We start from the raw sequence: 20567 nt of genomic DNA, 5'->3' as shown, positions 1-20567 counted from the left end.
TGAAATCTGGCTGACAGTTGGTATCATATACTTCATCATCATCTATCTGTTGTCGCTGCTTGCCAGCTTCTTCGAAAGGAGGTTTGTACTTAGATGACTATTATCCAAGTAACAAACTTAAAGAAATCATTCGGTGACCTTGAAGTACTGAAAGATATCAATGTTGAGATAAAGGAACGTGAAGTGGTCTGTGTTATCGGTCCTTCTGGTTCCGGAAAAAGTACATTTTTACGCTGTTTGAATCGTCTGGAAGACATCACTGCGGGTCGTGTTGTCATTGATGGATTAGATATCACAGATTCGAAGCAAGATATCAATAAAATTCGTGAAAACGTCGGTATGGTATTCCAGCAATTTAACTTGTTCCCTCATATGACAACGCTTCAAAATATCATGCTTGCCCCCATGAAACTGGGTAAAGGTGATAAGAAATCGATTGAAAAGAAAGCATTAGAGTTATTGGCGAAAGTTGGTCTGTCCGATAAGGCGCAGACGTATCCAGGCGAGCTTTCAGGTGGTCAAAAGCAACGTGTGGCAATTGCTAGGGCGCTTGCAATGGATCCCAAAATCATGCTGTTCGATGAACCAACGTCTGCGCTCGATCCTGAAGTGGTTGGCGACGTACTCGCAGTTATGAGACAACTTGCTTTGGAAGGTATGACGATGATTGTTGTAACGCATGAGATGGGCTTTGCGCGTGAAGTAGGAGATCGTGTCATTTTCATGGACGGCGGTTATATCGTAGAAGAAAATATACCTGAAGAAATTTTCGGAAACCCTCAAGAAGTAAGGACGCAAGCATTTTTGAGTAAGGTACTGTAAGAATTCAGCTGAATAGAAAACAAGTGGACGGGAAAGCTTAATAGGCTTTCCTGTTTTTTTATTCTTGAAAATCAGCGGTGTACATGGTGGAAGGAGTGGTGGATTTTGAAGCATATCTATAAACCTGGGGAAGATTCATCTAAACCAGTCCTGCTTTTGTTGCACGGCACGGGAGGTACGGAACAGAATTTACTCGGACTTGCAGAGTCGATCGACCCGAATGCAGGGGTACTTGGCGTTCGAGGGAATGTCCTTGAAAACGGCATGCCCCGTTTCTTCCGTAGGTTAGCAGAAGGTGTATTTGATGAGCAAGATTTAATCTACCGTACGAATGAATTGCATGATTTTATTGACAAAGCTGCAAAGGAAAATGGTTTTGATAGGTTAAATGTCATCGCGGTTGGTTATTCGAATGGAGCAAACATCGCAGCAAGCCTGCTGTTCCATTATGCCGATTCTTTGAGAGGTGCAATTCTTCACCACCCGATGGTTCCGAGACGGGGCATTAATTTGCCTGACTTAACTGGCATTCCGGTATTCATCACCGCTGGAAAAAACGATCCGATTTGTCCTGCAAAGGAATCAGAAGAACTGGATGAACTGTTGGCGGGAGCGGGTGCAGCGACGGAAGTCCATTGGGAGATGAACGACCATTCGCTGACGCACACAGAAGTGGATGCAGCGGTGGAATGGTATAAAAGAGCTTTTATGCAAATGAAATGAGGCTTTTGAAATGGGTTTTTTAGACAGGTTATTCGAAAAAGCCAATTACAACAACGACAGAGGAGACGGTAACTATGACGAAAACGGCAATCGTATATTATAGCATGGGTGGTACGAACTACCAATTGGCGCAATGGGCAGCAGAAGCAGCAAAAGAAGCAGGATCTGAAGTGAAAGTGATAAAAGCTCCGGAGACAGCGCCACAAGCCGTAATCGATTCAAATCCTGGGTGGAAAGCGCATGTTGAAGCGACAAAAGATGTTCCAGTTGCTACGCCAGAAGACCTTGCCTGGGCGGATGCAATTATTTTTAGCGTACCGACACGTTTCGGTAACATGCCGGGTCAAATGAAGAATTTCTTCGATACAACAGGCGGTTTGTGGGCACAAGGCAAGCTTGCCAATAAAGCGGTAAGCGCAATGTCTTCTGCACAAAACCCGCACGGTGGTCAGGAGGCGACAATTCTGTCACTATACACGACGATGTACCACTGGGGAGCAATTGTTGCGGCGCCTGGTTACACGGATGCAGTTGCCTACGGAGCTGGCGGAAACCCATATGGAACAAGCGTAACCGTCGACCAAGACGGAAAAATGGTGGATGGCGAAGCGGCGATCAAAGCGGCAGTTGCTCATCAAGCGAGACGAACGGTGCAAGTTGGAGAAGCAATGAAAAGCATGAACGCATAATACAAAAAGCCGACCTTCGATGAACTACACTCCAAATATTAGGCGGTGTAGTTCATTAATAGGTCGGCTTTTTTGTGTTTGAAATTTTTTTGTTTTCATCTGGAGGGGTGACCGACCAAATATCAAGAAGCCAAATATCCGGTCGGTATATTCTCGTATCCTAATGTTAAATTCATAAGTAAGTCGTTCGCAAATGACAGGCTAGGTGAATCTTCAAAGAGTCCTCATTGTTGTTTAAGTCCAGTTGCAGTAAATGTTCGATTTTTCGTATGCGTTGGTACAGTGTGTTGATGTGAATATGTAGTTTCTCGGCCGTTTTTGTAGCAGACCGGTTTGATTCGAAATAGGAAAGTAAGGTTTCCTCCAACTCAGTTTTGTGTTCGTTAGCGTTCGTTAGGGGAAGAAAGACTTCATTGACAAATTGTCGGATTTCCTCAGGCGATTGGTTTAAAAAAAGCTTGTTCAATCCGATGTCTTCATAACGAATTATATCCAGGTGGTTACGTGAGGCCAGGTAGAACAGTGTTTTATTGGCTTCTTCGTACATTTTTTTTGTGGCGTGCAAGCCATTATAAATTGCACTGGTGCCTGCACGGAAGGAAGGTTTACCCCTTGTGTCCCACTCTTGTTTGATAGCTTGGAATTTCTGGTGGAAATTAGAGAAATAATCCGGATTGGTTAAGGAAGCAAAGAAGATGACTCGATTTTGTAATCCGTAAATCATTGTTCCTGTCATGGGCAATTCGCTCTTTAATTTTAGAATTAAGTGGTGGATCTTGATTTCTAGTAGCTGTAAATCCGAGTAATTTGGTATTTCAAAAATTGTCATGAACCAATGGGAAGTAGCGTTTAGGTTGAAGTTCTGTGCGAGCGCGTCAAGGTGTTCAGCGTTTTGAGCGTTAAGCAGTGCCAGGAATTGTTCGTGTGTCTTTTTATAAAAGTATTCAGTGGCAGTTTGATTTTTGATTAACTCTAAAGCTAAAATGGAACTTCCCTGTTCGAGCACAATCCGATCCGGTTCGGATATATTCTCGTCAACGTCAATTATGAAACAACCAAGAAAGATGGAGCCATTATGAATAGGGTGCAAATAATGGGTTGTTGCAAAAGGGGAATCCTCCTTTAAGTGAATTGGTTTCCTTCTGTTTGAAAAGATCTTTTTAAGTTCGAAAGGATCGTAATTGGGTGTTTCATTAGGATTGAACAAATAGAATTTGTCTTCGATAACGTTGAAAAAGTTGACGGGTGAATCAATCAATTGGTTGAATTTGTGTATGATTGCCTCCAGGCCATTATTCTCTAATGAAATAATCGTTAACGCCTCATGTACTTCGTGTCTTTTTTGAAGTTGGTTGTTATGCTCCTCAAGCTGTGCACTCAGATGTGTAATTGTATCAATCTGCTGAGTCGCTTCTGAAAAATACTGTGCATTTTGAATAGCGATAGCAGCTTGTTCGGCAAACACTTGCAATAAAAGAAGGTCATGTTCATCCAACACTTTTTTTAGATGCCGTTGGTGGGTAATCATGATTCCAATCCTTTTATTTTCGATAGAAATGGGAACGCAAATAAGGGCTTCAGGAAAGCTTGCAGATGATGTGATATGATCATAGTTTTTTTGGGAAACACCATGATGATTCATTGCCTCGAATATTTCTTCCTTAGAATTGAATATCCGACCTATTCCATCCTCAAATACTTTCCCTGTAATGGATTCTCCAATTTTTACTTTGAAATTGTAAATATTATCGCTAAATCCAATTAGCGCTTTTGGGATTAACCGCTCTGATTCTTCGTCATACAGCATTAAATAACCCGCACCTGTAGCTGGAATCACCTTAAGCGCATTCCGCATAATTTTTTGCAAAACTTCATCAAGGTCTAAGCTTGAAGTAATAGAACGGATGCTATCGACCAAAATTGTAAGTTCAACGTCCCCAAGCTTCCCATGTAATATAGGATTATCCATGTTGCTTTTAGTCATATGAGACTCCCCCAAATCATCAAAGTGTAGATATATCCATTAATATAAATAAAATTATGTATAAACCTCTATTGTTATCAATCTACTCTCAGTGTATAGTAGGGAACATAAAATTAAAAGATTAAAGATTCTAAAAAATGAAAGCGCTTTATAAAGGTATCTTTTATATTGCTTTGAAAACCTGGGGTAGTGACTAGAAAAAATGAGGAGGAAAACAGATGGAACAAGTAATGAAAATGGCAAACAGTTTCCCGATTTGGCTGATTGCATCGCTCGTTATTGGGATTGTTATCTTTCAAGCAATTGTCTTTATCAGGCTCGCTTCAAAAACAGCGCCTGCTGTTGGGTTGACAAACCAAGAGGTGAAATCAGTAGTGCGGACGGGAGCAATTAGTTCGTTGGGACCGTCCTTTGCAATAGTTATTGTAGCAATTTCCTTGATTACCTTTCTTGGAAATCCGGTGACGCTCATGCGAATTGGAATCGTCGGGTCGGCACCGATTGAAACGGTCGGAGCGAGCCTGGGAGCGCAGGCTGCCGGTTCGGAACTGGGTTCGTCGACTTTTACTGAAAAAGCGTTTACAACCGCAGTCTGGGTCATGTGCCTCGGTGGTATGGGCTGGCTATTAGTTGCAGCACTATTCACGAAATCACTGGGAAAATTTCAAGAGAAAATCGCTGGAAATGGAAAAAACATTCAAATGTTAAGTATTGTTTCGACTGCGGCGATGATTGGGGCTTTCGGTTATTTTGGGGCAGGTCAAATGGTGAAAGGACTTAATGAGACAGTGGTATTTCTCATTGCGTTTCTTATCATGCCGATTATCATATGGGCTTCTAATAGGTTTAAATTGAGCTGGTTAAGAGAATGGTCACTCGGATTAGTTATTGTCGTCGGTATATCGGTGGGGCTTTTATTAATGTAACGAGGAAGGCGGGAGAACGAGCATGGCAATTGTGAACGAAGCAAAAACGGAAGTGATGTTACAAGAGGCTATACAGACGAATAAAACAGGTGGGGCAATCGATTTTGCAACATTTCATGCTAAGTCGCATTTTTGGGGACGTTTGACGATTTGGAGCGTTATTGCATTAACGCTCGCTTTGCCTTTATATCTATCATTCGGTCTTAATTTTCATCCGGGATGGTCCCCGATTTTGTCAGGGTTCCTTGCCTATGCATCCATTGTTGCGGTTTTGTGGTTTGTTGAACCCATTAGTTATTATCCGGTTTTAGGCGTTTCAGGCACCTATCTCGCATTTCTGACAGGTAACATAGGGAATATGTGCTTGCCGAGCGCGTCGATCGCTCAAAGTGTAGTCGGTGCGGAACCTGGCACGAAAAAAGGGGAAGTGACAGCGACGCTCGCTATAGCGGCTGCTTCTATCGTTAATACGGTTGTTCTCGTGTTCGCCATCCTATTCGGTTCATATCTAATTGCATTGTTACCGGAATCATTAACCGCCAGTTTCCAGTTTGTCTTGCCGGCCATATTCGGTGGAGTTATTGCTCAATTTGCCATTAAGAAACCGCTATGGGGCATCGTTGGGTTGGCTTTTGGACTTCTGGTTAATTTGGGTCCGGTGCCGGCTTCATTGAAAACGTTCCTTTGCATTTTGGGGACAGTTGTCGGTTGCATACTACTTGAAAAGTTAAAAAGTAAGAAAGCAGTAAAATAAATGAGGATGAACAACTAACATTGGTATGAGACAATGCATGTATTGGTTTTATTGAAAAACAAGGAGGAATGACACAAATGAGTCAAAGCGTGCAAGAAGGAATTCAAACAAAACGTCAATTATTGGATCTGCTTGATAGTCGTAAAGACGAGATGGTAGCGATTCGCCGCCATTTACATGAGAATCCTGAACTGTCTTTCAAAGAAGAAAAAACTGCGCAATATATCGCTGATTTTTATAAAGGAAAAAATGTAGAGGTTCAGACGAATGTTGGCAATGGATATGGGATTATCGTAACCATTAAAGGAGACAAGCCTGGTAAGACAATCGGGCTCCGTGCCGATTTTGACGCACTGCCCATTCATGAAGAGGCTGACGTGCCGTTCAAATCGAAAAATGAGGGTGTCATGCACGCGTGTGGTCACGACGGACATACGGCCTATATGTTAATTCTTGCAGACTGCCTTATTCAAATGAAATCATCCATTGCCGGTACGATTAAAATTATTCACCAACATGCGGAAGAAACACCGCCGGGCGGAGCGAAGAGTATCGTCGAATCAGGTGTGCTTGACGATTTGGATTTGGTTTTCGGTACGCACCTATTTCCAACCCATTCATCGGGAACGGTCGGTTATCGAAGTGGCTATTCAATGGCGGGAAGAACGTATTTCAAGCTAGTGATTCAAGGAAGTGGGGGGCATGGTTCTTCTCCGCATCACGCGAATGATCCTATCGTTGCGGGTGCCCATTTCGTAACAGCTATCCAGACCATTGTCAGCAGGCGTTTGAATCCATTTGAAATGGGTGTTGTTACAATCGGTTCGTTTGACGGGAAAGGTTCATTCAATGTCATCAAGGACAGTATCGAACTTGAAGGCGATGTGCGTTATATGAACGGAGAAACGCAGGAGTTGATTTCCAGGGAAATTCATCGCATTGTAAGCGGCATTGAGGTGGAGTTCGACGTGAAGTGTGACTTGACGTATACGGCTGATTATCCCGCACTCTACAATGATCCGACGGTAACCGCGGAGGTTGTTTCTATTCTTGAGAATTCAAATGACCCGGATATCAAGGAAGTAGTGGAGTTCCCAGTGTTCTCGGGATCGGAAGACTTTTCGTATTACTTGGAAAAAGTACCTGGCGTTTTCTTTAATATCGGTTGTAAGCCAAAAGGGGTAGATAGAGCATTCATGAATCATCATCCGAAGTTTGAAATTGATGAAGATGCCCTTATTGTTTCCGCGAAATCGGTTGCCGAAGTTGTTTGCAGCTATTGCAATATCGATTAATCATATAAAAGCCGACCTGCGATGAGTTGCTCTTCCAATTGTTAGATGATGTCTAACAATTGGGGGGCAGTTCATTAATGGGTCGGCTTTTTGGTGCGTTCAATTTAAAAGCAAGCGCCCTCTCCATTTGAATACCAAAAAAACACTAACGTGTTATACAAAGTAGTGGACATATAAAAATGTGCATGCTAAGGTGTTATACAAGGTAGTGAAAAGGAGAGGAGATAGATGGCTTCATCGAGTCAAATGTTAAAAGGTATATTGGAGGGCTGTCTTCTCGCAATTATAAGCAAAGGGGAGACGTACGGATACGAGATGATTGAAGAGTTGCAGAAGTATGGGTTGACGATGGTGAGTGAAGGGAGTATTTATCCGGTCCTTATGAGAATGCAGAAAGATGGGCTTGTATCGACAGTTATGCGTCCCTCTCCAAACGGACCTAAACGTAAATATTACTCACTAACGGAAGCGGGTAGCGCCGATATTGATGATTTCAAAGAACGATGGCATGAGCTTTCAATGGGCGTGAATTTATTAATGGAGGAGGGGGAGCAACATGAAGTTATCAAAGAGAAGTGATGAGTTTGTAAAGAATGTTCGATTATATTTAATAACATCCGGTAAAAATGAGGCTGAGATTGAAGAGGTAGCAGGGGAACTCGAAGATCATCTAGCTGAGCTCGAACGTCGCGGAAAGGATGTGGACAGCATTACAGCTGGATCACCGGCTGTGTATATGAAGTCGCTTGAAAGAGAAATGACGAATGATTATGCATCTTGGCTGAAGTTCATTCCAATTTTAATTATTTTGATTATCGCCTATTCTGTAATGGGCTCAGCACTAAATAACAGATTTGAGCTGGATATTATTCAGTTGATTGGCATACCGATTGTTGTTATCCTCTCACTTATTGTCTACTGGGTACTGTTCAGAAATGTAGCGAAAAAAGAACTGAACGGTAAGAGAAATATAGTTCCCGTGCTCGTAGCAGTAATCGTTGTAAATTCTCTATTCATCGCTGTTGCATTGATAAGTGCGATTCTTTTTGAACCATTATACATTGCTACAATAGGTATGAATAAGTTTTTCGTCGCAGTGTGTCTACTCGTCTTTATTGTCGGGGCGGTCTTTCTGAAATCATGGATTGTCATCATCATTCCGATACTTCTTTTCGGTCCGGAATTTGTCCTCAACTTTACATCTTTAAGTGAGGGGTGGAAGCTTGGAGGTGGATCCCTAATTTCGATGATCCTTATCCTGGTCTTTATCGGGTTACATGCACTGAAGCTTAAACAGAAGGAATCTGCTAATGGGTGAAGAAGATTAAAGTTAATACAAAAAAAGCCAGACCTCACTACAGGTTGGCTTTTTTCATGCGTTTGCCGCTTTCCGTGGCCAGATGAAATACGTAATAGAAATTACAAAGTCAATGCCTAGTACAAGCCCCCATGTATTTAATGTTGCGGACAGTATTTCGGTTCTCGCCGGGTCGCTGATAAAATAAATCATGGCAATCAGGAAAGCACCGCCAATGATATACGCAAGCAGATGCTGCATTGAACCCTTCATCGAGTGACGAGCATGTTCATAGCCGATTTTACGCGGCGGTTTTGCACCTGTTTTTTGAACATAATAACGAAAGCGTTCATCAGCCCAGCGAATCATGCTTTTACCGAACGCAATGGATGAACCGAGGTATATGGCCGCTATGGCGTGCACTTGCGTCGCAGTTGCTCCATTATAAAGATCAGTTGCCGTGACTATTAGTAGAATCAAGTCGATTACAGGCGTTAGGGCGAGCAAGAAAAAACCTAGCTTTTCACGTTTGAAAATATAGCGCGTGATGAGTCCGAGAGCAATGACGACCCAAAAACCAATTTCACATGCCACAATTGTCCAGGCAATGAAGTTCATAGCAACACCTCTTTTAATCTAGTTGGAATAATTAGTTTAATCATATCACATTGACTCTATGGTTAACTGAAGCTATTTTATTACAGGTATGCAAAAAAGAACGGAAAAGCCGATTAGACTTTGCCGTTCTCCCATCATTTATTCGAGTAAGCCTAGGCATACTGTGCGTACGGTTCAGCGCTAGTAGCGAGTGCGTCTTCTTCGATGTCGAAGTTACCGTGGTGATGTGACCATTCCGTATTTATTAAGACATCTCGATAATGGTATAGAAGTTAGTTCAATCCAAAGCGATCCAAAAATAACTGTACTCGTAGTACCCGGTATTTGATTAATTTATTTACTGGTTAAATTTTAGTTAATCAACAGGCGGGGTATTGTTTATTCTTTTGATAACGAATTTTCGATTTTGTACGCTGATCTTGCTTTATCCAACCACTCAACATACTTAGCTTGTAATTCCTGGTCGGATAAAAGTAATTTTATTGTCTCTTTGTGATCAGCCAAGACTGGTTCAGCTTCGCCTTCTACTTGGAAAGACGCTTTATTCTCTTCGAAGTAGGCCTTAATTTTCTCGTCTGTTATATCTTTACCTGGTTCTAGCACTTTTTGGATGGACAAAAATTCTGTAATGTCTTCTTTGAATTGTTTTTCAGTCACGCCGATTTGCTTCAGTGCGGCAGTGAATGCCTCTTGCCCGCCGCCACTTTCAATGTATTTCGCAAGTTCTGCATCTACTTCTTTATCAGTAACTTTTACTTTCTTCTTCTCCAGCTCAAGTGCAATCACTTTCTTGTCAATCATAGAATCGAGTGCTTCTTTTCCGGAAGATTGAACGAGTACGTCATACAATTCATCTTTCGTTATTTTTTCATCACCGACCGTTGCTACCGTTTCATCTGTGGCTTTTGTTGCTTTAGCTTCTTGCGAACAGCCCGTTGCCACAAGCATAATTGCGAGCAGGGCAACTGCCATTAAGAATAAGTTCCTTTTTTTAGTCAAAATTAATTCCTCCAGTAGTTGATGTAAATTCATCCTACAGGATAGATATGAACAAACTATTAACAAGTCTGAAATGGGAAATAAAACAAGTATTTACTTTTCGTTTAGGTGTGGAAATGACATAGTAAACTTTGTACCTTGTCCTTTTTCGCTGGTCACCTTAATTGTTCCATTGTGCATCCTAACTAAACTCTTCACAATCGACAAACCGAGGCCGAATTCACCATATGGATTGGTTGTCCGTGACACAATCGCTTTATAAAACCTGCCCCAAATTTTCTCGATATCTTCGGGGTCGATGCCGATACCGGTATCTTCAATTTCAATGACAGTATTTTCCTCGCTTGTGTAGCCTCGAAGGTAGATAGCGCCACTTTCGGTGAACTGGATACTGTTTTTCGTAATATTGATCAATATCTGTGTGAGTCTATCGTAATCCGCATGCACGAACACGTCGGGTTCAACAGTAACGATAATTTTATTATTCCTTTCTGCTGCAACACCTTCGAGCTGATCCTGAATGATTTCCAGCAATTCAATAAGCTGGATGTCTTGTTTGATCAATGTGACTTGGTTTGAACGAATTTTCTCGTAGTCTAGGTTTTCATTGACAAGCCGAATGAGTCTCATTGTCTCGTTCGTGGCTAGTTGCAGGCCTTTCACCTTTTCGGCTTCCGGTATCATATCGTTTCTTAAGCCTTCGATGATGCCTCTAATTGTCGTAAGAGGGGTCCGTAATTCATGGGATACATCAGCCATAAACTGGCGTCGTCTGTTCTCAAGATTTTCAATCTCTTCCATAGAAGCATCTAATTGCTCAACCATTTCGTTAAAATCCCCGGCAAGTTCACCGATTTCGTCAACATTCGACCACGGTATCCGCACCGAATAATCGCCTTGTGCAACCGCGGATGTAGCCAATTGAAGTCGTTTAATCCTTCTGACGTGGAAAGTCGATAAAATCCAACTAAGAAGTAGCGAAATTGCCAGTGCGATAAACGTCGTAATTAGCAAATAAGAATTCATCTGTGAAATAACTTCCCGAGAGCCTTTGATAGGGGATGTTAATAGGATCCCACCGACAAACTGCTGCCCACGAATGTAAGGTAGGAGAACGAATGTAACGGCTTCATTGAAACGTTTAAAGTCTTGCTTAACGATAATTGTCTTACCATTTTTGATGTTTCGCCATTCTTCTTCACTTAAACTAATGAGCGGCGTATTTATGCCCGTTGAATAAATGATGGCTGACTTTTCATCGAACAAGCTATATTGGATATCGCGACTGTTCAGAACATCTCCGTATGATTTTAAAATACGGTCCGAATTTCGCTGGTCCTGTTTGATGTCTCGTAAAATAGACTGCCCGTATATAGACAGTTCTTCTGTTTTATTGTCATATACAAATCGCTCAACATAGTGAGAAAACAGTAAGCTTAATAGTAAAAATGCGATGACAATGACACTGAAGTGACTCATAAGTTGTTGGTAGAGGTATTTGATTTTCATTTGGTAACGTCACCCGCAGTTTCGTCGAATCGGTAACCAACGCCCCATACTGTATGGAAAAAAGGAAGTTCTTCTGTTGCGATTTTCGTCCGAAGCCTCTTGATATGTACATCTACAGTTCGATCGTCACCGTAAAAGTCGTAGCCCCAGACATTGTCCAGTAGCTGCTCGCGTGAGAAGACTTGTTTTGGATGTTGGGCAAAGTGAATCAGCAAATCGAATTCTTTTGGAGTTAGGTTTTGGATTCGCACACCATCCCGTAAGACTTCGCGTGTGTTTGGATTAATTTTGAAATGTGCTGTTTCGACAATGCCGTCTTCTAACGGTTTGTCTTGTAGTGTCGAATACCTCCGAGTCACGGCTTTAATGCGGGCCATGAGTGCTAGTGGACTAAATGGTTTCGTAACATAGTCGTCCGCGCCCATTTCGAGCCCTAGTACCTGGTCTGATTCGCCGTCTTTTGCGGTCAGCATAATAATGGGTGTCGCAATAGCCTCCTGCCGAAGTTTACGGCAAATTGAAATACCGTCCATTCCGGGGAGCATCCAGTCGATGATGAGACAATCCCAGCCGTCCTGCTTTGCAAGTTCAAAACCTTCCAAACCATTTTTTACGAATGAACCATCTATTCCTTCTTTTGAAAAAAACAGCTCAATCATCTTGGAGACACTTTCGTTGTCTTCAATTACTAAGATTTTCATTGCAATACACCTCCTTACGCATTTTGTTCTACTAAACGTAAATCGAAATGGGGAAATTTGCAATTGCAAACACCTCTCCCTTGGCTAGTAGGGAGAGGTGAATAGCCGTATATTTTAATTTGCCGTGGAGACGTTGCTTGTAAGTGTAACTTCAATCGTTTTCAATTCTGCACCCCGGTAAATTGTAAATGTTGCCTTGTCACCGACAGTAAGGTTGGAATACAAGAACTTTCGCAGATCCGCCGAGCCAAGAATTTCGGTACCATTTATCGCAGTTATGACATCTTCTACACGCAGTCCAGCTTTTCCTGCTGCCGATTGCGGATCGATTGAAGCGACAATGACACCGCCTTTCACTTTCTCAGGAAGGTTTTGAAAATATGTGCGTGGTACTTGGTTGAAATCTGCTAGTCCGATGCCGATGTAAGGACGTTCAACTTCACCGTTCTTCGTCATTTCTTCGATTAACGGGACAACTTCATTACTTGGAATTGCAAAACCAAGTCCTTCAACGCCACTTTCGGAAATTTTTAGGCTGTTAATACCTATTACTTCACCGGCACTATTCAGAAGAGCACCACCACTGTTACCTGGATTAATCGCCGCGTCCGTTTGGATGACGTTCATTTCCCACTCGCCGGCAGATGTCTGCACATTAATGGAACGATCGACCGCACTCACAATACCTTGTGTGACTGTTCCGGAGAAGTCGAGGCCGAGTGGATTTCCGATTGCTATGACTTCATCACCAGCACGAAGCTTGTCAGAATCGCCGAACTCCAAGGAGTTTTTTGCGTACTTCGCATCGATTGTCAAAACCGCAAGATCACTTAGCGCGTCTTTACCTATCAGCTCAGCTGTTGCAACTTCTCCGCCTTCCAGTGATACTTCGATTTTCTCTGAACCTTCAATGACGTGGTTGTTTGTCACGATGAAGGCTTTGTCACCATCTATTTTATAGATAACGCCCGAACCGGAACCGGCTTGGGTACTTTTGGTTTGTTGCGAAAATGGGTTTTGCGCATTTTGATAATTAAGAATCCCGACAATTGCATCCGATGAATTTTCAACCATATCGGAGAGTGATGTGGTTGTTGTCGCAGACGTTTGTTGCACATTATAGGGAGCCGTTTCCGTAGTCGCGGGCAGTGACTCTGTCTGACTCGTCTTCAGAAAGTCTGTATTTGTAATAACTGCTATCGTCAATACGGAACCGATAATGCCAGCTCCGATGGTTGATAAAAATCTTTTGCCTGATTTATTTTTGTTCTCTGTATCCATAATATCTTCCTCCTATTTAATCGATTAACCTAATCATAATAGGTAAATATGAACAAATTATTACGGAGGCATTAATAATTGATGAACATGTCGAATGATTTTTCGAGTTTAGTAGTTGAAATAATTAGTATAGTCTGACAGAATGGGAGGACAAGCTTCTTTCTTTATGCCGGAAGATGTGTAAGCGCATACACTAATTTAATTCGGGCGGAAGTGCATACCGCAGAAGTTTGCAACGTAAAGTGGCATTGCGTGTGAAAATCAGCTCACGGGGAGGAATGGTTAAATGGTACAAGCAGTAGAAAATGAGGTTTATGCATTTCCGAACACAAAAGGTGCAAAAGTGGATTTCAAGGAACGCTACGATAACTACATTGGCGGAAAATGGACAGCGCCAGCCAAGGGTGAATACTTTGATAATGTGACGCCGGTTACGGGCAAAGTATTTACACAAGTGGCACGTTCAACTGCAGCGGATATTGAACTAGCGCTGGATGCGGCACATGCTGCAAAAGACGCATGGGGTAAAACGTCAGTTACAGATCGCTCAAATATATTGCTCAAGATTGCTGATCGGATTGAGCAGAACTTGGAAATGCTTGCTGTTGCCGAAACGTGGGATAACGGAAAGGCAGTCCGTGAAACATTGAATGCGGATTTGCCACTTGCTATCGATCATTTCCGCTATTTTGCCGGTGCTATCCGAGCACAAGAAGGCGGAGTAAGTCAAATTGATAATGATACTGTGGCGTACCATTTCCATGAGCCGATTGGTGTCGTTGGACAAATTATACCTTGGAACTTCCCGATTCTAATGGCCGTGTGGAAACTCGCACCGGCACTCGCAGCAGGTAACTGTGTCGTGCTAAAGCCTGCTGAGCAGACTCCGGCATCGATTCTCGTTCTCGTCGAACTGATTGGAGATCTATTGCCGCCTGGCGTTCTCAACGTCGTGAATGGTTTCGGTTTGGAAGCAGGAAAGCCGCTTGCATCGAGCCCGCGCATTGGTAAAATTGCGTTTACAGGTGAGACAACAACAGGACGTCTAATCATGCAGTATGCTTCACAAAATGCGATCCCTGTCACTCTTGAGTTGGGTGGTAAATCACCGAATATTTTCTTTGAAGATGTCATGGAAGAAGACGATGCATTCTTGGATAAAGCGGTGGAAGGGTTTGTCATGTTCGCTCTTAACCAAGGGGAAGTATGTACATGTCCTTCACGTGCTTTGATCCAGGAATCGATTTACGATAAGTTTATGGAGCGTGCAATTGAGCGGGTAAAAGCGATTAAAACAGGAAATCCACTAGACCCAACTGTCATGATGGGCGCGCAAGCCTCGACTGAACAGCTTGAAAAAATCCTTTCTTATCTGGATATCGGAAAACAGGAAGGCGCAGAATGCTTAGTCGGCGGGGAGCAAAACAAGTTGGAGGGCGACTTGGAAGGCGGTTACTATGTAAAACCGACTGTCTTTAAAGGCAACAATAAAATGCGCATTTTCCAGGAAGAAATTTTCGGGCCGGTTGTGTCCGTTACAACATTCAAAACCAAAGAAGAAGCACTTGAAATCGCGAATGATACGCTATATGGCCTAGGTTCTGCTGTTTGGACACGCGACATGAACACAGCTTACCGTTTTGGCCGCGACATCCAAGCAGGCCGTGTTTGGACGAACTGTTATCATATGTATCCGGCTCACGCTGCATTCGGTGGATACAAGGCGTCGGGAGTTGGACGTGAAAACCACTTAATGATGCTTAGTCACTACCAGCAAACAAAGAACATGTTAGTGAGTTATAGCGAAAACAAACAAGGGTTCTTTTAAGCGGTAAGAAAGGAGGGAGTGCGGATGACGGCGACGGAACGCGTCCTCGCAACTGACGCTGCTCTTGAACTCATTGCGTTTTTAAAGGGAAAACACGGACCGCTGATGTTTCATCAGTCGGGTGGGTGCTGCGATGGTTCATCCCCCATGTGCTATCCGGACGGTGAACTAATACTGGGTGACCAGGACGTCCTTCTTGGCTACATTGGTGAAACACCGTTTTATATGCACAAAAACCAGTTCGAATACTGGAAGCATACACAGTTGATTATAGATGTTGTCCCGGGTCGCGGAGGCATGTTTTCACTTGAAGGAGTAGAAGGCAAACGTTTTCTGACTAGGTCACGCGCATTTACAGCTGAAGAGAATAAAGAACTGCAGGCTTAAATGATTAACGAAAGAGGGACCCGGAGATGTCTGGGTCCCTCTTTCGTGTTAGTCAAATAAATCGCTTGCGCTCATCGGGAGATGGCAGCATGCAGGCATCCTCTTTTTTACCAAACCATTTATAGCGATTCCCAGCGAAATAATCATAAACGCCGTTACGTATTATAGGCGGCACGAGTATAAATAGAAATAACAGATGCCATAGCCCATCCAACTTTTTCGCTATATGTAGCGCGGCAGAAGACTTCGTGTAAACCCGACCATTTTCAATTAGAACCAGGCTGTCTATCTCATCTGAAATGGCATATTGTTTACGAAGTTCCACCCCTTTTTCACTTTGCAATGAAGTGAAATGGAAATGGGCTGAAGGATCCCGCTTTATGATAAATTGCACACTTGCATCACAGAAATTACAATCGCCATCAAATAATATAATTCTTTTCATTTAGGAACCTCCTCGTTTAGCTATGCTATGTATTTATAGTATATCCGTTGTGGTCTCTAAAAAAACATGCAAGACTTAAAGGTTTACGTATTTCTGAATATTTAGTATAATAATAGAAAGAGAAATCGAATGTTGTTGTATTTATAGCTATATTCCAGCGTAGTTCGCCACGGTTAAAATTGTGAGGAGGATGATATAAATGGAACGCTTATCTGTGGAGTCGTCTGAAATGGAACTTAGGCACAATCCGGATTTCATTGCTAAGTTAAAAATGATTGGTGAAGGAAGTCCGATTTATGATGCGCCTGAAGAACTAGATGTAAAAAGGAAAGAGCCCCACGTATTCGATAACGATAAAGAAATCCCAAATGAAATCCAATAACTAAACCCAGGCACCACCAAACGCCTCAATTTGCATGTTCTCTGACAAAGAGAATGATAGTAGTTGAGGTGTTTTTCTTTGCCTAATTTCCAACTTCTATATGTTAATATCTCTGGAAAATAAGTATTCTAGTAAAACATCAACTAAACAGAGAATACTGTTTTCAGAAGGAGAGGGTGGATTTGAAAAAAATTAGTATAGTCGCGATTATGCTTTTCTTGGCGGCTTGTTCTGCGGAAACCATAACGGATGAAAACACAAAACCAGAAGTCGGGTTGATCGAAACCGCTGAAAACACAGCGTTAATAGTATGGCGTTCGGATGCAATGGATAGAGGAAATCATGATTATGACACAGTTGCTCATAGTGAACTGGTTGTGGACCTTGATTATTCGGATGTGAATCGCGGGGATGTAATTTACTATAAAACCCCTACCGCTGTCCTAAAGCGTTACCCTCAGTCGCCTGAAAATTATATCGGAAGGGTAGTTGGTTTGCCAGGAGAAACTGTTGAAATAAAAAAAGGGCAAGTTTTAATCGATGACAAAAAATTAGATACTTTTTACGCGAAAGCAACGATATTGGGAATGGGAGAAGAAGCATATTTCAAAAGAAAGAACACTCTCGAAAGCGTGAATATAGAATCTACTAAGAACTATTTCGCGACTAATATGGATCCCGTAAATGTAATGGAAGACACCATATTTGTTTTAGTGGATCAATGGTGGAGAGGGACAGATAGTAGAGAGTTCGGGGTATTACCGCTAGATAGCGTGGAAGGCAAAGTTTTAGGATATGTGAAAAATAAATCTACAAAAGCAAATAAAATAGTAGTGAGTTAAATAGGTGGGAATAAAGATATCCTCATACAACGCTTTGGCGCTCTGGGAGTTCATTATCGAGAGAGCTATGATTTGGATTGTGGATTGTATATCGCTTGGCGCTTTGGGGATGCCTCTGGCCGTGAGCCTGGATTAACGCTTCGCATCCAGACTCACGGCTTCGGCGACCCCGTTGCCGCGCCTGCGCTGGGGTGTGCATTATCGGGAGAGTTGTAATTCGGAGTGTAGATTTAAGATCGCTTGGCGCTTTGGGGATGCCTCTGGCCTTGAGCCTGGATTAACGCTCCGCATCCAGTCTCAGGGCTTCGGCTACCCCTTTGCCGCGCCTGCGCCGAAGTGTTCATAATCGATAGAGTTGTGATTTTAGGGATGTATATCCTGAGAATATGATGTGATTTAATTCGAAGAAGTACGCACTATAGGTTACAGATTTCACCCCTAACAACGAAATGCGCTTTCTAACATAGACAATCCAGCGAAGGCGCGACTTCGTGGTAGCCGAAGCGATAAGACTGAAAGTGAACTTCTTTCCGGCTTATCGCGAGAGGCATCCACAAAGCGCAAAGCGGTATTAGCATGATTTCTGAATTCATCCATTGTATTGGGACTGATGTTAACCACATTCGCTTGCTTGAGCAAAGCGAATTTTAATCCCAGATAACAAAATACGTTTTCTGATATTCCTTACCGCCCGTAGAGTCTATCGCCCGTTTGTCCTCCTACTTTTCACATCTAATAGAAGGAGGAGGTGATAGTATGATGCAACAAGGTAATTGGCATCACGGTAATCAAATGCATCACGGCAATCAGATGTGCCCAGGCAATATGGGTGCCGGGCAGGTGCAACCGGTCGTATGCCCAACGCAGTATCGTTGTCACGATCAATTTGTTCCACAAGAAGTCCCTTTTATCCATCCGATCGTTAACGTGAATCGGGTTCACACTGTTCAAATTCCGCGTCATTATTACACAGAAACGACACAAGACGTTATGGGTCAAACACTTCCCGCTCAACCTGGCTATGGTCCGGGCATGGATGGTTATGGTCCGCAAGTAGGCGGTATCGGTTCACGGCCAGGCTGTGGAAGACGTCGTCGTCGTAGATAAGGTAGAATTATGGTAGAATAAAACTACCATAACTCTATACAGTAGGTGAATTTGTTGAAGGCTTTTAAATTTGTCATTCCCATTATGTTACTTGTCGGCGGATTCGGCTGGATGAAGTTGACGAAAGAATACCAGGAAGTGCCCGAGTTAACGCGCTTGGCTATCATAATTGGTGCGATGATTGTGAGTGGGGTCATTTCTTACTTTTTATTTCCAAAAGATGAAGGCGAAAAATCCTAAATCGATCGATGGCAAATATGCTGTCGGTCTTTTTTTATGCAGATTTGTGTCAACAGTTAATAATATTGGGTTGACACATAATGTGTTATCTACTATTCTATTAAGGATAACACAAACTTAAGGGGTGTACTTATGACAACAGTTGCAGTAAAAACAAACAGTAAAAGTGGAATGAGTCCACTAACGCTTGTCTACAGTGGCATGTTCGCAGCACTGATGATGATTGGAGCAAATATTACAGCATTTTTACCATTTCTTATAGTTGGCGGAGTACCGATTACATTACAAACCTTTTTCGCGATTCTTGCAGGACTTATTCTTGGCAGTCGCAGAGGCGCGCTGGCAATGACGGTCTACATGTTCATCGGGCTTGCGGGGGCGCCCGTATTTGCAAGATTCGGAGGCGGTTTTGGATCGATTATCAGTCCGACATTCGGATTTGTCGTCTCTTTCATTTTCGTTGCATTCATTGCTGGAAAAATTGTTGAGAAGAACGGAAAGCTTCATGGATATATTATCGCTGCACTCGTTGGAATGTCTGTGAACTATCTATTTGGTACGAACTGGATGTATTATGCCTATAAGTTCTGGGCTGCGGCTCCAGATGCGTTCACGTACAAAGTGGCGTGGTTATGGATGGTTCCACCATTGCCGAAAGATATAATTCTTGCAGTTCTTGGCGGTATGTTTGGACATCGTATGTATAAAGTATTGAAAGTGAGGCGCTAATATGACGAAGTATACTGATTTAGCTGAACGTGTTCTAGAAGGGCATGTCTTAACGGATGAGGAAGCACTCTCCATATTGGATAGTCCTGATGAGGAATTACTCTTACTCTTGCATGCGGCATATACAATTCGGAAACAGTATTATGGGAATAAAGTGAAACTTAATATGATAATGAATACGAAATCGGGCTTATGCGCGGAAAACTGCGGGTATTGTGCGCAGTCGATTATTTCGACAGCGCCAATCGAAAAGTATTCCATGATGAAAAAAGAAGAAATTGTAGCGGGTGCGACAAGGGCGGCCGAATTGAATGTGGGAACCTACTGTATCGTGGCGAGCGGTAGGGGGCCTGTGAATCGTGAACTTGAAATCGTTATTGATTCTGTGAAAGAAATTAAGTCGAAACATGAGCATATGACCGTTTGTGCATGTCTCGGACTTTTGAAACCAGAACAGGCAAAACGATTGAAAGAAGCCGGCGTCGACCGCTACAACCACAACATTAATACTTCAGCTGAGCACCATGAAAGTATTACGACATCCCATACATATGAGGATCGTGTAAATACGGTGGATCTTGTGAAGGAATCGGGTATTTCACCGTGTTCGGGTGTAATTATCGGTATGCGTGAGACAAAACAAGATGTCGTTTCCATGGCGCGTAGTCTGTACGCAATGGACGCAGATTCAATTCCAGTCAACTTTTTACATGCCGTGGATGGCACGCCCCTTGGTGGTACGGACGAATTAACACCACGTTATTGCTTGAAAGTACTGTGTTTGTTCAGGTTTATCAATCCTACAAAAGAAATTAGGATTTCAGGTGGGCGAGAAGTGAATTTACGCAGTCTACAACCGTTTGGTTTATACCCAGCAAACTCAATTTTCATCGGAGATTATTTAACGACGGCTGGACAGGAAAGCGATTGGGATCGTAAAATGTTGGAAGACTTAGGATTCGAAGTAGATTTGGAACCTTTGGAGAAAGAATTGATTAAGGCATAAAAA

At 42.7% G+C, this 20567-nt stretch carries 23 protein-coding genes and 1 pseudogene; 17 read left to right on the top strand and 7 right to left on the bottom strand.

What is annotated here, in order from left to right; genetic code table 11:
- Positions 1–7 precede the first annotated feature (7 nt).
- The 4 genes and pseudogenes from AC1TO4_RS07295 to wrbA all read left to right on the top strand — a co-directional run.
- Positions 8–97: pseudogene (locus tag AC1TO4_RS07295) on the top strand (nickel transporter); the annotation flags it as partial.
- A complete protein-coding gene (locus tag AC1TO4_RS07290) occupies positions 94–822 on the top strand; it encodes an amino acid ABC transporter ATP-binding protein (RefSeq protein ID WP_482104760.1) in 729 nt (242 codons plus the stop codon). The pseudogene AC1TO4_RS07295 and the gene AC1TO4_RS07290, both read left to right, overlap by 4 nt.
- A gap of 105 nt (positions 823–927) precedes the next feature.
- Positions 928–1545, top strand: coding sequence for an alpha/beta hydrolase (locus AC1TO4_RS07285; RefSeq protein ID WP_482104759.1), 618 nt, complete (start codon positions 928–930; stop codon positions 1543–1545).
- A 74-nt stretch (positions 1546–1619) separates the two neighbouring features.
- Positions 1620–2234, top strand: coding sequence for an NAD(P)H:quinone oxidoreductase (wrbA, locus tag AC1TO4_RS07280; RefSeq protein WP_482104758.1), 615 nt, complete (start codon positions 1620–1622; stop codon positions 2232–2234).
- 172 nt (positions 2235–2406) lie between these two features.
- Here wrbA and AC1TO4_RS07275 read toward each other — a convergent pair whose 3' ends face one another.
- Positions 2407–4218: a helix-turn-helix domain-containing protein gene (locus AC1TO4_RS07275; RefSeq protein WP_482104757.1), complete on the bottom strand. Its 1812-nt coding sequence runs from the start codon at positions 4216–4218 to the stop codon at positions 2407–2409.
- A 218-nt stretch (positions 4219–4436) separates the two neighbouring features.
- Here AC1TO4_RS07275 and AC1TO4_RS07270 point away from each other — a divergent pair, with 218 nt between their 5' ends.
- The 5 genes from AC1TO4_RS07270 to AC1TO4_RS07250 all read left to right on the top strand — a co-directional run bounded on the left by AC1TO4_RS07270 (position 4437) and on the right by AC1TO4_RS07250 (position 8511).
- Positions 4437–5144 carry a DUF5058 family protein gene (locus tag AC1TO4_RS07270; RefSeq protein ID WP_482104756.1) on the top strand — a complete coding sequence of 236 codons (708 nt, stop codon included), beginning with the start codon at positions 4437–4439 and terminating at the stop codon, positions 5142–5144.
- 22 nt (positions 5145–5166) lie between these two features.
- On the top strand, positions 5167–5898 hold the full coding sequence (locus AC1TO4_RS07265) for a small-conductance mechanosensitive channel (protein ID WP_482101645.1): 732 nt from the start codon (positions 5167–5169) through the stop codon (positions 5896–5898).
- Positions 5899–5975: 77 nt separating this feature from the next.
- Complete coding sequence (locus AC1TO4_RS07260; protein ID WP_482104755.1) at positions 5976–7193, top strand: amidohydrolase; 1218 nt, start codon at positions 5976–5978, stop codon at positions 7191–7193.
- A gap of 228 nt (positions 7194–7421) precedes the next feature.
- Positions 7422–7772, top strand: a complete 351-nt coding sequence (locus AC1TO4_RS07255; RefSeq protein ID WP_482101643.1) for a PadR family transcriptional regulator — start codon at positions 7422–7424, stop codon at positions 7770–7772.
- On the top strand, positions 7750–8511 hold the full coding sequence (locus AC1TO4_RS07250) for an HAAS domain-containing protein (RefSeq protein WP_482104754.1): 762 nt from the start codon (positions 7750–7752) through the stop codon (positions 8509–8511). Before AC1TO4_RS07255 ends, AC1TO4_RS07250 begins: the two co-directional genes overlap by 23 nt.
- A gap of 54 nt (positions 8512–8565) precedes the next feature.
- On the opposite strand, the gene AC1TO4_RS07245 is transcribed toward AC1TO4_RS07250, so the two are convergent.
- From AC1TO4_RS07245 to AC1TO4_RS07225, 5 genes are all read right to left on the bottom strand, one after another.
- Positions 8566–9108: a hypothetical protein gene (locus tag AC1TO4_RS07245; RefSeq protein ID WP_482104753.1), complete on the bottom strand. Its 543-nt coding sequence runs from the start codon at positions 9106–9108 to the stop codon at positions 8566–8568.
- Positions 9109–9486: 378 nt separating this feature from the next.
- The gene (locus AC1TO4_RS07240; RefSeq protein WP_482104752.1) at positions 9487–10107 is read right to left on the bottom strand and encodes a SurA N-terminal domain-containing protein; all 621 of its coding nucleotides are present in this window, start codon (positions 10105–10107) and stop codon (positions 9487–9489) included.
- 93 nt (positions 10108–10200) lie between these two features.
- The gene (locus tag AC1TO4_RS07235) at positions 10201–11616 is read right to left on the bottom strand and encodes a sensor histidine kinase (RefSeq protein ID WP_482104751.1); all 1416 of its coding nucleotides are present in this window, start codon (positions 11614–11616) and stop codon (positions 10201–10203) included.
- Positions 11613–12317: a winged helix-turn-helix domain-containing protein gene (locus AC1TO4_RS07230; RefSeq protein WP_482101632.1), complete on the bottom strand. Its 705-nt coding sequence runs from the start codon at positions 12315–12317 to the stop codon at positions 11613–11615. The genes AC1TO4_RS07235 and AC1TO4_RS07230 overlap by 4 nt, the downstream gene beginning before the upstream one ends.
- 114 nt (positions 12318–12431) lie before the next feature.
- Positions 12432–13598, bottom strand: coding sequence for a S1C family serine protease (locus tag AC1TO4_RS07225; RefSeq protein ID WP_482104750.1), 1167 nt, complete (start codon positions 13596–13598; stop codon positions 12432–12434).
- A gap of 286 nt (positions 13599–13884) precedes the next feature.
- Here AC1TO4_RS07225 and adh point away from each other — a divergent pair, with 286 nt between their 5' ends.
- Together adh and AC1TO4_RS07215 are read left to right on the top strand one after the other, a co-directional pair.
- Positions 13885–15426 (top strand): aldehyde dehydrogenase, encoded by a 1542-nt coding sequence (adh, locus tag AC1TO4_RS07220; protein ID WP_482104749.1) that lies wholly within the window; start codon positions 13885–13887, stop codon positions 15424–15426.
- A 24-nt stretch (positions 15427–15450) separates the two neighbouring features.
- Complete coding sequence (locus tag AC1TO4_RS07215; protein ID WP_482104748.1) at positions 15451–15813, top strand: DUF779 domain-containing protein; 363 nt, start codon at positions 15451–15453, stop codon at positions 15811–15813.
- A gap of 52 nt (positions 15814–15865) precedes the next feature.
- On the opposite strand, the gene AC1TO4_RS07210 is transcribed toward AC1TO4_RS07215, so the two are convergent.
- Positions 15866–16258, bottom strand: coding sequence for a thiol-disulfide oxidoreductase DCC family protein (locus AC1TO4_RS07210; protein WP_482104747.1), 393 nt, complete (start codon positions 16256–16258; stop codon positions 15866–15868).
- A gap of 199 nt (positions 16259–16457) precedes the next feature.
- Between AC1TO4_RS07210 and AC1TO4_RS07205 the strand changes: the two genes are divergently transcribed.
- The 6 genes from AC1TO4_RS07205 to bioB all read left to right on the top strand — a co-directional run bounded on the left by AC1TO4_RS07205 (position 16458) and on the right by bioB (position 20564).
- On the top strand, positions 16458–16640 hold the full coding sequence (locus AC1TO4_RS07205) for a hypothetical protein (protein ID WP_482104746.1): 183 nt from the start codon (positions 16458–16460) through the stop codon (positions 16638–16640).
- Positions 16641–16816: 176 nt separating this feature from the next.
- Entirely contained in the window at positions 16817–17482 is a 666-nt protein-coding gene (gene lepB, locus AC1TO4_RS07200) for a signal peptidase I (RefSeq protein WP_482104745.1), read from the top strand.
- 756 nt (positions 17483–18238) lie between these two features.
- Positions 18239–18589, top strand: coding sequence for a spore coat protein D (locus tag AC1TO4_RS07195; protein ID WP_482104744.1), 351 nt, complete (start codon positions 18239–18241; stop codon positions 18587–18589).
- A 54-nt stretch (positions 18590–18643) separates the two neighbouring features.
- A complete protein-coding gene (locus AC1TO4_RS07190) occupies positions 18644–18829 on the top strand; it encodes a histidine kinase (protein WP_482101624.1) in 186 nt (61 codons plus the stop codon).
- 132 nt (positions 18830–18961) lie between these two features.
- Positions 18962–19558, top strand: a complete 597-nt coding sequence (locus AC1TO4_RS07185) for a biotin transporter BioY (protein ID WP_482104743.1) — start codon at positions 18962–18964, stop codon at positions 19556–19558.
- A 1-nt stretch (position 19559) separates the two neighbouring features.
- Positions 19560–20564, top strand: coding sequence for a biotin synthase BioB (bioB, locus tag AC1TO4_RS07180; protein WP_482104742.1), 1005 nt, complete (start codon positions 19560–19562; stop codon positions 20562–20564).
- The last annotated feature ends 3 nt before the right edge of the window (positions 20565–20567 follow it).

It is taken from the genome of Sporosarcina sp. Y838 (assembly GCF_056786515.1).
Note: the sequence above shows the minus strand (reverse complement) of the source record. Positions and strands in the feature narration are given on the sequence as shown.

What these genes read in the sequence shown, in the direction of transcription:
- AC1TO4_RS07255 (WP_482101643.1), top strand. Translation starts at nt 7,422, where the DNA reads ATGGCTTCATCGAGTCAAATGTTAAAAGGTATATTGGAGGGCTGTCTT.
- AC1TO4_RS07195 (WP_482104744.1), top strand. Translation starts at nt 18,239, where the DNA reads ATGATGCAACAAGGTAATTGGCATCACGGTAATCAAATGCATCACGGC.
- AC1TO4_RS07215 (WP_482104748.1), top strand. Translation starts at nt 15,451, where the DNA reads ATGACGGCGACGGAACGCGTCCTCGCAACTGACGCTGCTCTTGAACTC.
- AC1TO4_RS07205 (WP_482104746.1), top strand. Translation starts at nt 16,458, where the DNA reads ATGGAACGCTTATCTGTGGAGTCGTCTGAAATGGAACTTAGGCACAAT.
- AC1TO4_RS07275 (WP_482104757.1), bottom strand. Translation starts at nt 4,218, where the DNA reads ATGACTAAAAGCAACATGGATAATCCTATATTACATGGGAAGCTTGGG.
- adh (WP_482104749.1), top strand. Translation starts at nt 13,885, where the DNA reads ATGGTACAAGCAGTAGAAAATGAGGTTTATGCATTTCCGAACACAAAA.
- AC1TO4_RS07210 (WP_482104747.1), bottom strand. Translation starts at nt 16,258, where the DNA reads ATGAAAAGAATTATATTATTTGATGGCGATTGTAATTTCTGTGATGCA.
- AC1TO4_RS07245 (WP_482104753.1), bottom strand. Translation starts at nt 9,108, where the DNA reads ATGAACTTCATTGCCTGGACAATTGTGGCATGTGAAATTGGTTTTTGG.
- bioB (WP_482104742.1), top strand. Translation starts at nt 19,560, where the DNA reads ATGACGAAGTATACTGATTTAGCTGAACGTGTTCTAGAAGGGCATGTC.
- AC1TO4_RS07225 (WP_482104750.1), bottom strand. Translation starts at nt 13,598, where the DNA reads ATGGATACAGAGAACAAAAATAAATCAGGCAAAAGATTTTTATCAACC.
- AC1TO4_RS07265 (WP_482101645.1), top strand. Translation starts at nt 5,167, where the DNA reads ATGGCAATTGTGAACGAAGCAAAAACGGAAGTGATGTTACAAGAGGCT.
- AC1TO4_RS07290 (WP_482104760.1), top strand. Translation starts at nt 94, where the DNA reads ATGACTATTATCCAAGTAACAAACTTAAAGAAATCATTCGGTGACCTT.
- AC1TO4_RS07185 (WP_482104743.1), top strand. Translation starts at nt 18,962, where the DNA reads ATGACAACAGTTGCAGTAAAAACAAACAGTAAAAGTGGAATGAGTCCA.
- AC1TO4_RS07270 (WP_482104756.1), top strand. Translation starts at nt 4,437, where the DNA reads ATGGAACAAGTAATGAAAATGGCAAACAGTTTCCCGATTTGGCTGATT.
- AC1TO4_RS07230 (WP_482101632.1), bottom strand. Translation starts at nt 12,317, where the DNA reads ATGAAAATCTTAGTAATTGAAGACAACGAAAGTGTCTCCAAGATGATT.
- AC1TO4_RS07260 (WP_482104755.1), top strand. Translation starts at nt 5,976, where the DNA reads ATGAGTCAAAGCGTGCAAGAAGGAATTCAAACAAAACGTCAATTATTG.
- AC1TO4_RS07250 (WP_482104754.1), top strand. Translation starts at nt 7,750, where the DNA reads ATGAAGTTATCAAAGAGAAGTGATGAGTTTGTAAAGAATGTTCGATTA.
- wrbA (WP_482104758.1), top strand. Translation starts at nt 1,620, where the DNA reads ATGACGAAAACGGCAATCGTATATTATAGCATGGGTGGTACGAACTAC.
- AC1TO4_RS07235 (WP_482104751.1), bottom strand. Translation starts at nt 11,616, where the DNA reads ATGAAAATCAAATACCTCTACCAACAACTTATGAGTCACTTCAGTGTC.